Below are 13,205 nucleotides of genomic sequence, written 5' to 3'. Positions count from 1 at the left end.
TTCAAACAACATAGCTCTTAAAATACCATATCGCTGTTCTTCAAGTTGCAATCCAAGTGAAATTTATGTAATAAAAATCCCCGTTTTTACAAGCGGGGATTTCTTTTATTATAATACGTCACGTTTTTGGAATAATGCACTTGATGCTACAAGTAACACAACAAAGTATGCAGCTACAAGTAATAATGAAGTTGTAAACGTAAATTCTGTAAATGTTGGTTCCATTCCACCATTGATTAATTTATTGCTATCGTAAGCTCTTAAATCCAAATGGTTGAATACTACAAACTTCGCTACACCTTTTGCAAACATTATTAATACCATATTAATTGCACCTTGTAAGAAAAATAGGAACATCGTAATAATTAATGGTAATACAGACTTTCTAAAGACATTTGCTAGGAAAAATGCAAGTGTTGCAAAAAAGAACGGTGAAAGTAGTTGATATAAAGTGGACTTCATTACGATTCCTAACGTTAATTCTGTTTTACTACCATCCATTACAATACCGCCAATAATCATTGCAATTAGCATACCAGCTAATACGATAAATAACATTGCTAATAACACTGTAATATATTTAGAAAATAAAACTGCAAGTCTTTTTCTTGGACGGATTAACAATTGCTTAATTGTACCTTTTTGGAACTCATCAGTAATAGTACGGGCAGCAAGTGTAATCCCAAAAATCGTTGTAAATAAAACGATTAAGCCAATCTCTGAGTTTGCATAATCTAAATATGATCCCTTAAACTCATCACCTTTTCCCCACTTCAACATTGCTAAAGTACCTAAAATTTCGAGTGCCGCAATGACACCAATTAAAATATACATACCTTTTTTCGCATGCAACTTTAAAAATTCATTTTGAATTAATTTAAACATTACGCTTTCACTCCCCCAGTAATCGCTAAGAACTCATCCTCTAACGTTTTATTTTGAACAGTAACTCCGTATACAAGCACATCAGCATGCACAAGTTTTTTTACGAGTTGCGGAATGTTGTCTTTTGTTACAGATGCTACAATTACATTCCCTTTTGCTTTACCTTTAATGATTTCATTCGCTTTCTGAGCTTCATCTACTTCAAACGCTACAACGACTGCCTCATCATGTTTCACTTTTTCATGTAAGTTGTACTCTTGTACAAACTCACCTTGTTTAATAATAACAACGCGATCACACATTAATTCAATTTCACTCAATAAGTGACTTGATACGATTACAGCAATATTCTCTTCTTTCGCTAAACGTTGTAAATAATCACGAATTTGGCGAATACCAGCTGGATCTAATCCATTTGTCGGCTCATCTAAAATTAAGATTTTCGGCTGATGAAGTAATGCCTGTGCAATTCCTAAACGTTGTTTCATACCAAGTGAATATGTTTTCACCTTTTTATGAATCGCATGCTCTAATTCAACAAGCTTTACAATCTCAGCAATACGCTCTTTACTAATTAGAGTAATGGCCATGTTCGCAAAATGCTTTAAGTTTTGCATTCCTGTCATATAATCATATAGTTCAGGATTTTCTACAATCGCTCCAATTTGCTCTAGTGCCTTTTCACGCTCCGAGCGAATACTATGTCCACAAATTGTAATATCGCCCTCTGTCATTGAAATAAGACCTGTCATCATACGGATCGTCGTCGTCTTACCGCTACCGTTCGGTCCAAGGAATCCGTATACTTCTCCTTCACGAACCTCAAATGATAAACCACGAATAATTTCCGTTCCACCAATCCTTTTTCGAACATTCTCTAACTTTACTACTACGTTTCCCAATGCTGATTCCTCCTTTAGACTTCTAGTTTTTTATCGACTATGTGACCTGTAACTACTAGTAATATAATTGTTAATAAACAATTAAAAAATAGATTTAAAATTGTAACCTCTGTACCAGAATAAAATGATGTATTTAAAAAACCATTTTGATCTATAAATCCAATATTATTTATAGCAAACACATACTTTTCTATTTGCTGAAAAATATACGTTATTCCTCCATTAAATACGGTAAAAATGACGAATAAAACTAAACAAGCAACTTTATTCATCGATGATTTCACATTTAATAGTTTTACAATTACTATAATAAAATAAATAGAAACTAGCATATTAAGAAAATCTAGTCCCCATAAGAAAATAGATAACATATGATGTAATATTCCATAATTATATAAACTGTGTATTGCTTGCTGAATACCTAAATTAGTTTTTCCATTGTAAATATTTAAAGAAAAATAGTATAGAAAAATGATTCCTATTCCTAGCAAAATCATAAAGAGTAGTACACAGAATAAAATATTTGCACATATGTACTTTTTTGCTGAAATAGAAGTATAACGTAGCATAGAGTTTTTTAACATTTTCCGAAAAGACGATATACCTGTTAAAAGAATTGCAAATCCATTTATACCTAGTACGATAAAGAATATAATAATAATTATATCTTGCCTACCTGAAATTCTAACTCCTGAAACTCCTTTCATATTAAATAAAAGAATTAATGAAACTGTAATAAAACCAAAGTAAATAATGGCTATCTTTCTCTTATTACAATTATACAGATAAAGAAAAAGCTGACTCATTTCTCATAGGCCTCCTTAAACAGCTCATGTACTGCTTTACCCTTTTGAAATCGTAGTTCTTCCACATTTTCATGTAATATTATTTCTCCATCTTTCAAAAAGATTACTTCATCAAATATATTTTCGATTTCTCTTATTAAATGAGTCGATATAAGTAGCGTACAATCTTCACGATAAAATTTAAGTATTAACTCAAGTACATGTTCTCTAGAAACAAGATCTATCCCGCCCAATGGCTCATCCAGTACGTATAGCTTCGCTTTTCGAGAAAATGTTAAAATGATTTGCAGCTTCTCTATCATACCTTTTGACAATGCTGTAATTTTTTCTTCTAACGGTATTTTAAATTCTGCAATCGTATCTACCGCTTTTTGAATATCGAAGTCTTTATAAAAATCTCGGTAGAAAAATAAAGCGTCTTTTACAGTCATCCAATCATCAAAGACTGGCTTATCAGACATAAATGAAACGATTTCTTTCGTCTGTAATCCTACCTTTTTACCGTCTATTGTGATACTACCTTCAGAAGGGTGTTGCAAGCCTGCAATCATTTTCAATAACGTCGTTTTCCCGCTCCCGTTATCTCCAACAAGCCCAACGATTTTCCCTTCCGTAATCTCTATGTTTAATTCACGGATCACTGCTTTTAATCCGTATCTCTTCCATAAATTTTCTATTTTTAATAGCTCTGTCATTGGCTCTCCTCCCTCTTATCATGTAATGAAGAACGAAGAATTGTAAGAATTTCTTCTTCTGAAAAACCTAAATTGTCCATTCCATCTATAAAAGAATGAAGTAATTCTTTCGCCATCTCTTTTCGCAGCTCCATAATTTTCTCCCCTTCATTCGTTACATACCGTCCCATTCCTCTACGTGTTACAACAACTCCATCCCGTTCTAGCTCTTGAAATGTACGCTGAATCGTATTTGGATTCACTTGTAATTCACTCGCTAATTCACGGACAGAGGGAATTTTATCACCAGGCAATAAATGTCCTGTTACGATCTCTTTTTTTATGTATTCCATTACCTGAATGTAAATTGGTATATTTGGAGAAAACTCTATTTTCATTTCTTCCCTCCTTTTGTATCGGTGTACTAGTTAAATAATACACTGATACAAAAAGTTTGTAAATACCCATTTAATTACAAAAAGTTCTATCCGTTAACCGAATAGAACTTCCCAAACATAAATCGCTATATAGAAATAATAGTGTTATGTAAACAAAATTATAAAGAAAAGCTGTCTTATCAATGAATAAGACAGCTTTTCTTTATAATCCTATATTAAAAGTTAAACACGAAGTCATCGTCAGCTAACTTTTCAACGTTCGTTGCTTTTACGTAACCATTTCCTTTTACAGAGAAGAAATCATGGTTTTTCGTATCTGTACGTAAACCATTTAAAACGATTGGGTTAATTTCTTCTTCTTCAAACTTCGGCTCAAGTCCTAAGTTCATAAGCCCTTTATTCGCATTGTAACGAACGAAACGATTTACATCTTCTACAAGACCGATAGAAGTGTAAATTTCTTCTGTATAGGCCATTTCAATTTCATATAGTTCCATTAATAACTCTTGTGTTTCTTTTTGCACTTCTTGTTGCTCTTCTGCAGAAAGTTCTGCGAAGATTTGTTGTGCTAAAATACCGACGAATACGCCGTGAATTGACTCATCACGAATTATCAAGTTAATAATCTCACCACTTGCTGTTAGTTTTCCTTGACCAGCTAAGTAAAGCGGATAGAAGAATCCACTATAGAATAAATAACTTTCTAAGAACACACTTGCTACCATTGCCATATACAGCTCTTTTTTCGTTACTTCAGGCTTTAACAAACGACGATAGTAACCAGTAATAATACCGGCCTTTTTCTCAAGTAATGGATGATTGTCTACCCAGTCAAAAATATCATCAATTTCTTCTTCAGTAGCTAACGTTGTAAAGATATGACTGTAACTCTTCGCATGTACTTCTTCCATAGCTCCCATGAAAGCTAATACACTTTTAGCTTGTAAATTTTCAAGATGAACAAGTACAAGTGGCATTCCTTCGCCACCTTGTTTCGTATCTAAAAGTGTTAAACCACCTAATACACGCTTATAAGCAATTTGCTCTTCTTTCGATAATTGCACCCAAGTATTTTTGTCAGACGAAACCGCAATTTCTTCTTCTGTCCAAAACTGAGCGATGTTTTGCTTCCAAAACATTAAACTAAAATCATCTTCTTTTTTGTTCCAGTTTACCGCACGCATTAAATCGCCCCTTCTCTAAATATGATAACTAAGCATGAGCAGGGTTCAGAAAACCCTGCTCATCATGTCTCACTTTTTATATTAAACGGTACAAGCCACACACTCTTCCACGCTTAATTTACGTGTTCTCGTATAATACAGACTCTTTAAGCCTTTTTTATGTGCATAGATGTAGTAACGTGCTAATTCACGTGTTGAAATATCACTATTAACGTAAAGAATTGTACTAATTCCTTGGTCAATATGTTCTTGAATTTCTGCGATTAAATCAATTAATTTAAACTGATTCATATCGTAAGAAGATTTATAGTACCAGAACGTATCTTTTGATAAATACGGCATTGGATAATATGTTGTCGCGTTCGCATATGTTCTTGATTCGATTTGACTTACGATCGGCATTACGCTTGAAGTTGCATTTTGAACGTAACTGATTGATTGTGTTGGAGCAATGGCAAGACGATATGAGTTGTATAAACCATTCTTTTGCACTTGCTCTTTTAAACTTGTCCAATCTTCTTTTGTTGGAATATGAATTCCTTCAAATAGTTGCTGAACTTTTTCAGTTACTGGGCTGTAATCTGTCGTTTCATACTTTTCAAAGTATGTGCCATTCGCATAATCAGATTTATCGAAGTCTTTAAATGTCTCGCCTTTTTCTGTAGCGATTTCCATACTTTTCTCAATAGAGTAGTAATTTAACATCATAAAGAATGTACGAGCAAACTCTTTCGCTTCTGCACTTTCATAAGCGATTTTATTTTTTGCTAAATACCCGTGTAAATTCATTGCTCCAAGTCCAACTGAATGAAGCTCGTCATTTGCTTTTTTCACGGTTGGTGCATTCGGAATGATCGTCATATCAGAAACAGCTGTTAAAGCTTCCATTCCTGCATGAACCGCTTCACGAATTTCTTTATTTTCCATTACGTTTACGATATTTAACGATCCTAAGTTACAGTTAATATCACGACGGATAATGTCATCTGTACCGTAATCATTTATTTCTGAAGTTTCTTGAAGCTGGAAGATTTCTGTACATAAGTTCGACATCTTCACAGTTCCAATATCCTTCAATGGATGTTGATTATTTGCATTTGATTTAAACATTAAGTATGGGTAACCAGACTCAAGCTGAATCATAGCGATTTTAATAAGCATATCACGTGCACTAATATCTAGTGGCTTCTTCTTCACTTTCGGATTGCTCATTAATTCATCGTACATTTCATCAATATCAATATCATCTAAATGCTTACCATATTCTTTATAAACCGTATAAGGTGCGAAAACATGGAAAGGCTCATTTTTCTCAGCAAGCTCAAAGAACTTACTTGGAACGATAATTCCGATTGATAGAGACTGAATACGGCTCTTCTCATCGGCATTTATTTTTTTTGTATCAAGGAATTCAATAATATCCCAATGGAAAATGTTTAAATATACTGCACCGGCACCTTTTCGTTGGCCAAGTTGATTCGCATATGAAAACGAATCTTCAAGCAATTTCATAACAGGTACTACACCACTTGCAGCGTTGTCGATACCTTTAATTTGCTCACCACGTGCGCGTAGCTTAGATAAGTTTAAAGCTACTCCCCCGCCGATTTTCGATAATTGCATCGCAGTATTAATGTTAAAGCCGATCGAATTTAAGCTATCGTCCATCTCTAACAAGAAACAAGACACCATTTCTCCTCTTCTGCTTCTTCCCGCATTTAAAAAGGTTGGTGTCGCTGGTTGGTAGTTTTGTTTTACAATCATGCTTGCGAATTGTCTTGCCTTCGAAACATCACCGCGTCCTAAGTATAATGAAACAATTGCTACACGATCTTCATAGCTTTCTAAGTATTGTTTTTGATCATTCGTTTTTAACGCATAATCTTTGTAGAACTTAGATGCTGCCATATAAGATTGGAACTCGAAGTTTTCACCATAAGCGATGTTATATACTTCCTCTACTTCCTCCAAGCTATACTCGTCCAGAACGTTGTAATAGTAATCATGTTCTTTCATATACTCCATTCGCTCTGCCACGCTATTAAAAGGAACGGTATTCTCTCTAGCTTCTTCCATAAAGACTTCTAATGCCTCTTTATCTTTATGAAGCTGATAAAAACCGTCCTGCATTTGCGTGATTTCATTATTCAGTTCAATGTGTCGCAATCTCCCGCACCCTTTCCTTAAAATATTCTACATCGTTATTTGTTCCAGATAACTCAAATTTTGATACAATAGGCACTTCATATTTAGTAGAAATCTTGTCAGCACTTGCACCGAACATGTCTCCCCAGTTACGATTGCCGCTTGCAGATACGCCTTTTAATTTTTCATTATTGCGCTCTAAAAAGTCTAAAACACGTTCTGGTACATTGCCAAAACCTGTTGTATACGTAATAAGAATAAAGTCTTCATCTATTACTAGATCTTCATCAATTTGAACGGCCGGCATATTTAATTTGTGAATGAAACGCTTCACGTTTCCTGTCATAGAATCATATGCAACTAACATTTCCGACCCTCCCTCTCAAATCTATATTCTCTATATGTTGTTCTTGATTTCTCTATATATTGTATTACGTTTCAAAATAAGACACAAGATATATGTATAAATTCTTTCTTTTTTTAACTTTTACTTTTCGACATGATAGCCGTTTTTTTTCAATACAATGACTATGAAACAACATTCTAAAACTCATGTCAATAAAGTGCTTTTCAAAAAAGTTGTCAACGAATTTAACCTTATTTTTAAAAAAGTTAACAATATATTTTGTCATAAAACGGTAGATGCTGAAGAAATATATTTCTCCAGCATCACGCAAAAAAGAACAGATATAAAACGATAATCTGCTCTAAAAAACGATTACATTTATCAAATTTACCTTATTAAATATATTATACATATACTTTCGTCTCTCGTTACATACTAAAAGATAACTATTATAGAAAAAGATTATTATTATGGAACTTCAATTTATTTATGAAAAGTTTATTCAGAGTGCTCAATACGCAAAATATCTTTTACAAATATGTGATGTGGATTTTCATCTTTATCAAGCATTGTACATACAGGAGCCTCTTCATCAAAGTATACAATCATTCCTTCAACATACTGATATGTATGTTGAACTTGTACAGTTACTTTAATTTCTATCGCTTCTTCATATGCTCTTTTTATTTTCTGAAGCATTTTTGCTGAACATTTTCGTTTCTCTGGATACATAACCATTCCCATAAATCTATTGCCGGCTCTATCTTTCCACATATAATCCCAATGTGGTAAAATGCCTTGTTTAAAATCGCCCATAATTCCCCTCTCCTTTATCTTTTATTTATCCCACATTAAACGTCCAGTTGGTGAAGGTTACTAATCAGTGAGGGATGCCCTGCTGATCAAAATTCCCCTTTATGAACGTGGCGTTTCTGAATATGTATAAATCACTTGCCCGCCTCGCTGTGCGTTACCAATGAAATGCTTAAAGTCTTCTCTATTTACAACAACTTCTCTGAACGTATAAAATACATCTTTCGTAACAACATACTCCGTTATTTCACCATTTTTCAGCTGATCTAAAATTGTATTTGCTAATTCTTTATCCATGTATTTCACCTCTCTGCAATATTTTATTCTATCGTATATTCTATAGGTCAACAACTGTAAAATTATCCCGCTATTTGCGGGTAGTCCGATTGGTGTTGACTACTAATCAGTCGTGGAATGAACAAAAAATCTTACTGATTAACATTTCACTTTATCTTGTTGTTATGCCATGATTTTATTTTCGTTATTTCGCAAACAATATCGTTTTACTATATGTCCACTAAATATCATATACTAACATAGCTACTTCTCTATATCAAACATTTCGGCATTCAATTATGCAAAGTTCCATACCACTATGCTACAATATACAAATAGAACTAGGAGGGATACTATGATTCGGAAAGCAAAAAAGACAGATGCAATGGCAATAGCTCCTTTATTGTATAATGCTCTGCATGAAATTGCTGAAAAAATCACAGGTAGCACAGTTGAAGCAGAAGTATTACTAGGACTTGAGACATGGTTCTCAAAAGAAAATAATCGTCTGAGCTACGAAAACTGTTTTATTTATGAACAAGACGAGAGTGCAGTTGGAATTATTGTCGCTTATCACGGTAGTGAAGCAACACAGCTTGACGCACCAATTGTACATCACTTAAGAGAATTACATAAAGATGAATCGATTACGTTAGAAAAAGAAGCTGAGCTTGATGAGTATTACATTGATACATTATCAGTTTCAAGTGCACACGGTGGAAAAGGTATTGGTTCTAAATTAATTGAAGCTGCCGAAATCTATGCAACTGAAAAAGGGCATGAAAAAATCGCTTTACTTGTTAATTTAGAAAACACACGCGCCTATTCACTATACGAAAAGTTAGGTTATAAAAAAGATGAAATTGTTATGCTAGTAGGCGAACCTTATGCTCATCTCGTAAAACCATTAAACGTCAAAATTTCTATATCTTAAAAAGAAAGCACACGATTTATATAAATCGTGTGCTTTTATGTTAAATTCGTATTTAATATATTTCCATCCATCGCCTCGTGAAACGTATATGTTGTACATCCCCATGGCTTTCTATGCAAAATAGGAGAACCAGACCATCCCATTGCCCTCAGCTCCGTTCCAATCATCGAATTAAAATAATTATGACCTACAAGAGCAATACTTCCATGTACGAGAGCATAACGATGTAACAGGTAAGCCGCTTGCCTTGCCCTCTCTCTTACTTCCTTATAAGACTCAACATCTTTATGGTAGCCAAGTATCCATAATGTGCGCCCAATGAACATCCATACCTTAATTGTGCATTTCAACCACTTCGGAGCAAAAAAGTATGAAGGAACTTCAGCTTCTCTAAAAAGAGAGTTTTGCATAAAAGATAAAGAATCCGTTAATTCAGCTGCTGATTGTACAGCACGCCTTTGATCACTTGTTAAGACAAATTTCGCTGCTTCAATTGCCTCTATTGTTTCTATCGGCATTTTAGCTTTTTGTATCATTGACTCGGAATCATACTGTTTCATCCATTCGTGAAATGAATTAATTGTCATCGGTTCTCTTATACGACCTAAACAACCATGACGAATAAAAGAAATCTTCATTCTTTTCACTCTCCATTCATCACTTACGAACTCTATTATGCACTAGTTCTAAACATCATACCACGCAAGAAAAGAAAGTCATATACCTTTACATCTCCCCACCACTATCATGCGTTATCGAAGCATGGATACCATCCATCCCATCAAAATATGTACTCGTATCATATTGACGAATCTTTTTTAAATGCATATAAGAAAATAAAAATAAAATTAAAGCTATAACACTCCCCACAAATTCAAACATCATTTTACCGCCTCTAATTTCTCCCACTTCAGCAGGTTATTCTACTTTTTCATTATACCTCGATATAAAGATTCTCGCATTTTTGCTATTTTTTTCAAATAACATGGATTTTCTACATATTTTCTTACAAAAAGTGAATATTTTTCGAATTTTTACTTTGGAAACATTTACAAAGTAGGAAATATGGTTCAAAATAGGAGGAAATAAAAAAAACCCAAATTTATTCTTTTTTTGGGAAAACTGTAACAAGGAGAGTTGCTTATGCAGATCGCAGAAACTGGAGATATCATCGAATTTAAAGGTGGAATGCAAGGCCGTGTTCAAAAAGTAAATCAAAACTCTGTTATTGTTGATATAACAATTATGAAGAATTTTAGAGAACTAGATATGGAACCTCTTACAGTTGTAAGTCATAAAAACTATACTGTCATTAATCAAAATGCATAATATAATAGAAAGAAAGGGCCTGTATAGTATACAGGCCCTTTCTTTCTATTAACGATTATCAATTGTTTCCGGATATAGATCGTGGTTCATCATGCGGTAGTCAGCCATTTGTTCATACTTCGTCCCTGGGCGACCGTAGTTGCAGTATGGATCAATTGAAATGCCACCACGTGGTGTGAATTTCCCCCATACCTCAATGTAACGTGGATCCATTAATTTAATTAAATCGTTCATAATAACGTTCATGCAATCTTCGTGGAAATCACCATGATTGCGGAAACTAAATAAATACAACTTTAAAGATTTACTCTCTACCATTTTTTGCTCTGGAATATAGCTAATATAAATTGTTGCAAAATCTGGTTGTCCTGTTTTCGGACATAAACTTGTAAATTCAGGACAATTGAATTTTACAAAATAATCACGGTTTGGATGATTATTATCAAATACCTCTAATATTTCTGGGCTATATTCAAATAAATATTTTGTATTTTGATTTCCTAATAATGTTACATCTTTTAAATCTTCATCTAATCTTCCAGTCATTTTAAACATCCCTTCTCGTTATACGCCGCGTTTATTTCCCCATACTAACGCATGAAGCTGAGGCAATACTTTTGCATCATTCATCTCTTTACAATTTACAGCTTTATCAATCAGCCACTCATACTTATCTAATAATTTTTTAATAAGCATCGCATCATCCACTGTTTTTGTATCATCGTTTCCTACTTGCAGGAAAAATGGTACACCTGGATAACGTTCGTGCATCTTAACTGCATATTCAAAATCATGATCATCGAATACTACTACTTTTAAACTAATATCTTTTCCTGCTAGTTTCTGAATAATAGCATCTAACTTCTGAAAATCTGTTTTCATCGTCGAACTTGGTGGTTTTGGAGAAATTGTTACCTCATCAATTTGAAGTAACCAATCTTGCCATTTACTCCCTTGCGTTTCAATTGCCGTTCGCATTCCATTTTCTTTTAATATTGAAAGAAGAAACTCAATATTTTTCAGTAATGCCGGATTTCCGCCTGAAATCGTAACATGAGAAAAATTTTCTCCTCCAATTGCAACAAGCTCATCCCAAATATCTTCTGGTGTCATCTGTCTAATTTGATCTTTAGCTGATCCATCCCACGTAAAAGCAGAATCACACCAAGCACAGCTATAATCACAACCAGCTGTACGGATAAACATTGTCTTTTGCCCTACAACCATTCCTTCACCTTGAATAGTCGGACCGAATATTTCTAAGACAGGGATTTTACTCATCAAGCATCCACTCCCGTCTTACTTCCGCATAACTAGTCGGCGTCTCAAATAGACGAACAAATTCAACGCGAGCTCCTTTATATTCGTTCACTCGATTCTCTTTTGTTAGTGCTTCTGCCATTTTTTCATAAATCCAAACGACCATATTTTCAGCAGTCGTATTCATTGCAGGTAACGTTTCGTTTAAATAACGATGATCTAAATAAATTTCGATTTCATTCTTCCAAATTTCTTTTATATCTCCAAAGTCAATTGCAAGACCTATTTCATTTACATATCCACTAATTCCAAATACAACTTTATATGTGTGACCATGTAAGTTTTTACATTTCCCTTCATAACAGTGTAAATGGTGTGCTGCATCAAATGTAAATTCCTTGCTGACCATTACTCTTTTATTATGGTATTTGAGTTGTTTACGCTGAATATCCTTGTCCATTTTTTGCAAATTCTCTACGATGCGAAATCCAAAAAAGTTATCCATTAGTTGTTCGCTCCTTCGCGTTCCTGTAGGTACGTATCTAATCCTGCTTTACGAAGTTGACATGCTGGACATTCACCGCAACCATCACCAATGATTCCGTTATAACATGTTAATGTTTTTTCCCGAACAAACTCAAATGCTCCAAGTTCATCTGATAATTTCCATGTTTCAGCTTTATCAATCCACATAAGTGGCGTGTGAATGACAAACGGGTAATCCATAGATAAATTTAAAGTAACGTTTAACGATTTCACAAACACGTCACGGCAGTCTGGATAACCACTGAAATCAGTTTCACATACACCTGTTACAATATGACGTGCTCCAACTTGTTTTGCTAATACAGCAGCAAATGATAGGAAGAGTAAATTTCGTCCATCTACAAATGTCGATGGCAATTCACCTTCTTCATGTGTAATCTCCATATCCGTTCTCGTTAACGCATTTGGAGCAAGTTGATTTAATAGACTCATATCTAGTACCGTATGCTTTATTCCTAGCTCTTTTGCAATTTCCGCTGCACAATCAATTTCTAGCTTATGACGTTGATTGTAATTAAATGTTACAGCTTCTACCTCTGCAAACTGCTCTATTGCCCAAAATAAACATGTCGTACTATCTTGTCCTCCACTAAAAACAACAACTGCTTTTTCTTTTTTCATTTCACTCATTCTCCTTCTCTACTATAAATAAGAAGAAAGAACGTTCTTGAACTGTCACAATAAAAAAACAAAACAATACCTAAGGA

At 34.1% G+C, this 13,205-nt stretch carries 18 protein-coding genes; 2 read left to right on the top strand and 16 right to left on the bottom strand.

The window, feature by feature from the left end; genetic code table 11:
- Window positions 1-108: 108 nt before the first annotated feature.
- From MRP26_RS11405 to MRP26_RS11360, 10 genes are all read right to left on the bottom strand, one after another.
- Window positions 109-885, bottom strand: a complete 777-nt coding sequence (locus tag MRP26_RS11405) for an ABC transporter permease (RefSeq protein WP_016082360.1) — start codon at window positions 883-885, stop codon at window positions 109-111.
- Complete coding sequence (locus MRP26_RS11400) at window positions 885-1,787, bottom strand: ABC transporter ATP-binding protein (protein ID WP_242806161.1); 903 nt, start codon at window positions 1,785-1,787, stop codon at window positions 885-887. Before MRP26_RS11400 ends, MRP26_RS11405 begins: the two co-directional genes overlap by 1 nt.
- Before the next feature lie 14 nt (window positions 1,788-1,801).
- Window positions 1,802-2,593 (bottom strand): ABC transporter permease, encoded by a 792-nt coding sequence (locus MRP26_RS11395; RefSeq protein WP_242806160.1) that lies wholly within the window; start codon window positions 2,591-2,593, stop codon window positions 1,802-1,804.
- The gene (locus MRP26_RS11390) at window positions 2,590-3,288 is read right to left on the bottom strand and encodes an ABC transporter ATP-binding protein (protein ID WP_000137746.1); all 699 of its coding nucleotides are present in this window, start codon (window positions 3,286-3,288) and stop codon (window positions 2,590-2,592) included. Before MRP26_RS11390 ends, MRP26_RS11395 begins: the two co-directional genes overlap by 4 nt.
- Complete coding sequence (locus MRP26_RS11385) at window positions 3,285-3,665, bottom strand: GntR family transcriptional regulator (RefSeq protein WP_000687503.1); 381 nt, start codon at window positions 3,663-3,665, stop codon at window positions 3,285-3,287. The genes MRP26_RS11390 and MRP26_RS11385 overlap by 4 nt, the downstream gene beginning before the upstream one ends.
- Window positions 3,666-3,880: 215 nt before the next feature.
- On the bottom strand, window positions 3,881-4,849 hold the full coding sequence (gene nrdF / locus MRP26_RS11380; protein ID WP_001203025.1) for a class 1b ribonucleoside-diphosphate reductase subunit beta: 969 nt from the start codon (window positions 4,847-4,849) through the stop codon (window positions 3,881-3,883).
- Window positions 4,850-4,930: 81 nt separating this feature from the next.
- On the bottom strand, window positions 4,931-7,015 hold the full coding sequence (gene nrdE, locus MRP26_RS11375; RefSeq protein WP_001215839.1) for a class 1b ribonucleoside-diphosphate reductase subunit alpha: 2,085 nt from the start codon (window positions 7,013-7,015) through the stop codon (window positions 4,931-4,933).
- Window positions 7,002-7,361 carry a class Ib ribonucleoside-diphosphate reductase assembly flavoprotein NrdI gene (gene nrdI, locus MRP26_RS11370; protein WP_000959447.1) on the bottom strand — a complete coding sequence of 120 codons (360 nt, stop codon included), beginning with the start codon at window positions 7,359-7,361 and terminating at the stop codon, window positions 7,002-7,004. The genes nrdE and nrdI overlap by 14 nt, the downstream gene beginning before the upstream one ends.
- A gap of 477 nt (window positions 7,362-7,838) precedes the next feature.
- Window positions 7,839-8,156: a hypothetical protein gene (locus tag MRP26_RS11365; RefSeq protein WP_000502199.1), complete on the bottom strand. Its 318-nt coding sequence runs from the start codon at window positions 8,154-8,156 to the stop codon at window positions 7,839-7,841.
- Window positions 8,157-8,255: 99 nt separating this feature from the next.
- Complete coding sequence (locus MRP26_RS11360; protein ID WP_000356686.1) at window positions 8,256-8,450, bottom strand: hypothetical protein; 195 nt, start codon at window positions 8,448-8,450, stop codon at window positions 8,256-8,258.
- Between the two features lie 334 nt (window positions 8,451-8,784).
- Between MRP26_RS11360 and MRP26_RS11355 the strand changes: the two genes are divergently transcribed.
- Complete coding sequence (locus tag MRP26_RS11355) at window positions 8,785-9,363, top strand: GNAT family N-acetyltransferase (RefSeq protein ID WP_000619547.1); 579 nt, start codon at window positions 8,785-8,787, stop codon at window positions 9,361-9,363.
- A 35-nt stretch (window positions 9,364-9,398) separates the two neighbouring features.
- Here MRP26_RS11355 and MRP26_RS11350 read toward each other — a convergent pair whose 3' ends face one another.
- The gene (locus MRP26_RS11350; RefSeq protein WP_000703093.1) at window positions 9,399-10,001 is read right to left on the bottom strand and encodes a hypothetical protein; all 603 of its coding nucleotides are present in this window, start codon (window positions 9,999-10,001) and stop codon (window positions 9,399-9,401) included.
- A gap of 88 nt (window positions 10,002-10,089) precedes the next feature.
- The gene (locus MRP26_RS11345) at window positions 10,090-10,245 is read right to left on the bottom strand and encodes a hypothetical protein (RefSeq protein ID WP_000461432.1); all 156 of its coding nucleotides are present in this window, start codon (window positions 10,243-10,245) and stop codon (window positions 10,090-10,092) included.
- Window positions 10,246-10,506: 261 nt separating this feature from the next.
- On the opposite strand from MRP26_RS11345, the gene MRP26_RS11340 reads away from it, so the two are divergent.
- Window positions 10,507-10,692, top strand: a complete 186-nt coding sequence (locus MRP26_RS11340; RefSeq protein ID WP_001165082.1) for a YkvS family protein — start codon at window positions 10,507-10,509, stop codon at window positions 10,690-10,692.
- A gap of 48 nt (window positions 10,693-10,740) precedes the next feature.
- On the opposite strand, the gene queF is transcribed toward MRP26_RS11340, so the two are convergent.
- From queF to queC, 4 genes are read right to left on the bottom strand one after another with little or no spacing between them, the layout of a single operon-like run.
- On the bottom strand, window positions 10,741-11,238 hold the full coding sequence (queF, locus tag MRP26_RS11335; RefSeq protein ID WP_001986050.1) for a preQ(1) synthase: 498 nt from the start codon (window positions 11,236-11,238) through the stop codon (window positions 10,741-10,743).
- An 18-nt stretch (window positions 11,239-11,256) separates the two neighbouring features.
- Window positions 11,257-11,973, bottom strand: coding sequence for a 7-carboxy-7-deazaguanine synthase QueE (queE, locus tag MRP26_RS11330; protein WP_000036299.1), 717 nt, complete (start codon window positions 11,971-11,973; stop codon window positions 11,257-11,259).
- Complete coding sequence (queD, locus tag MRP26_RS11325; protein WP_000368414.1) at window positions 11,966-12,457, bottom strand: 6-carboxytetrahydropterin synthase QueD; 492 nt, start codon at window positions 12,455-12,457, stop codon at window positions 11,966-11,968. The genes queE and queD overlap by 8 nt, the downstream gene beginning before the upstream one ends.
- Window positions 12,457-13,119, bottom strand: coding sequence for a 7-cyano-7-deazaguanine synthase QueC (gene queC, locus MRP26_RS11320; protein WP_000711595.1), 663 nt, complete (start codon window positions 13,117-13,119; stop codon window positions 12,457-12,459). Before queC ends, queD begins: the two co-directional genes overlap by 1 nt.
- Between the last annotated feature and the right edge of the window lie 86 nt (window positions 13,120-13,205).

This window comes from Bacillus sp. CCB-MMP212 (assembly GCF_022748145.1).
In the GTDB taxonomy this organism is placed as follows: Bacteria; Bacillota; Bacilli; order Bacillales; family Bacillaceae_G; genus Bacillus_A; species Bacillus_A cereus.
This window is presented reverse-complemented; position numbering and strand designations above follow the sequence as displayed.

What these genes read in the sequence shown, in the direction of transcription:
- MRP26_RS11340 (WP_001165082.1), top strand. Translation starts at nt 10,507, where the DNA reads ATGCAGATCGCAGAAACTGGAGATATCATCGAATTTAAAGGTGGAATG.
- nrdF (WP_001203025.1), bottom strand. Translation starts at nt 4,849, where the DNA reads ATGCGTGCGGTAAACTGGAACAAAAAAGAAGATGATTTTAGTTTAATG.
- MRP26_RS11350 (WP_000703093.1), bottom strand. Translation starts at nt 10,001, where the DNA reads ATGAAGATTTCTTTTATTCGTCATGGTTGTTTAGGTCGTATAAGAGAA.
- queD (WP_000368414.1), bottom strand. Translation starts at nt 12,457, where the DNA reads ATGGATAACTTTTTTGGATTTCGCATCGTAGAGAATTTGCAAAAAATG.
- MRP26_RS11355 (WP_000619547.1), top strand. Translation starts at nt 8,785, where the DNA reads ATGATTCGGAAAGCAAAAAAGACAGATGCAATGGCAATAGCTCCTTTA.
- nrdI (WP_000959447.1), bottom strand. Translation starts at nt 7,361, where the DNA reads ATGTTAGTTGCATATGATTCTATGACAGGAAACGTGAAGCGTTTCATT.
- MRP26_RS11405 (WP_016082360.1), bottom strand. Translation starts at nt 885, where the DNA reads ATGTTTAAATTAATTCAAAATGAATTTTTAAAGTTGCATGCGAAAAAA.
- MRP26_RS11360 (WP_000356686.1), bottom strand. Translation starts at nt 8,450, where the DNA reads ATGGATAAAGAATTAGCAAATACAATTTTAGATCAGCTGAAAAATGGT.
- MRP26_RS11385 (WP_000687503.1), bottom strand. Translation starts at nt 3,665, where the DNA reads ATGAAAATAGAGTTTTCTCCAAATATACCAATTTACATTCAGGTAATG.
- MRP26_RS11395 (WP_242806160.1), bottom strand. Translation starts at nt 2,593, where the DNA reads ATGAGTCAGCTTTTTCTTTATCTGTATAATTGTAATAAGAGAAAGATA.
- MRP26_RS11345 (WP_000461432.1), bottom strand. Translation starts at nt 10,245, where the DNA reads ATGTTTGAATTTGTGGGGAGTGTTATAGCTTTAATTTTATTTTTATTT.
- MRP26_RS11390 (WP_000137746.1), bottom strand. Translation starts at nt 3,288, where the DNA reads ATGACAGAGCTATTAAAAATAGAAAATTTATGGAAGAGATACGGATTA.
- MRP26_RS11365 (WP_000502199.1), bottom strand. Translation starts at nt 8,156, where the DNA reads ATGGGCGATTTTAAACAAGGCATTTTACCACATTGGGATTATATGTGG.
- queC (WP_000711595.1), bottom strand. Translation starts at nt 13,119, where the DNA reads ATGAAAAAAGAAAAAGCAGTTGTTGTTTTTAGTGGAGGACAAGATAGT.
- queF (WP_001986050.1), bottom strand. Translation starts at nt 11,238, where the DNA reads ATGACTGGAAGATTAGATGAAGATTTAAAAGATGTAACATTATTAGGA.
- queE (WP_000036299.1), bottom strand. Translation starts at nt 11,973, where the DNA reads ATGAGTAAAATCCCTGTCTTAGAAATATTCGGTCCGACTATTCAAGGT.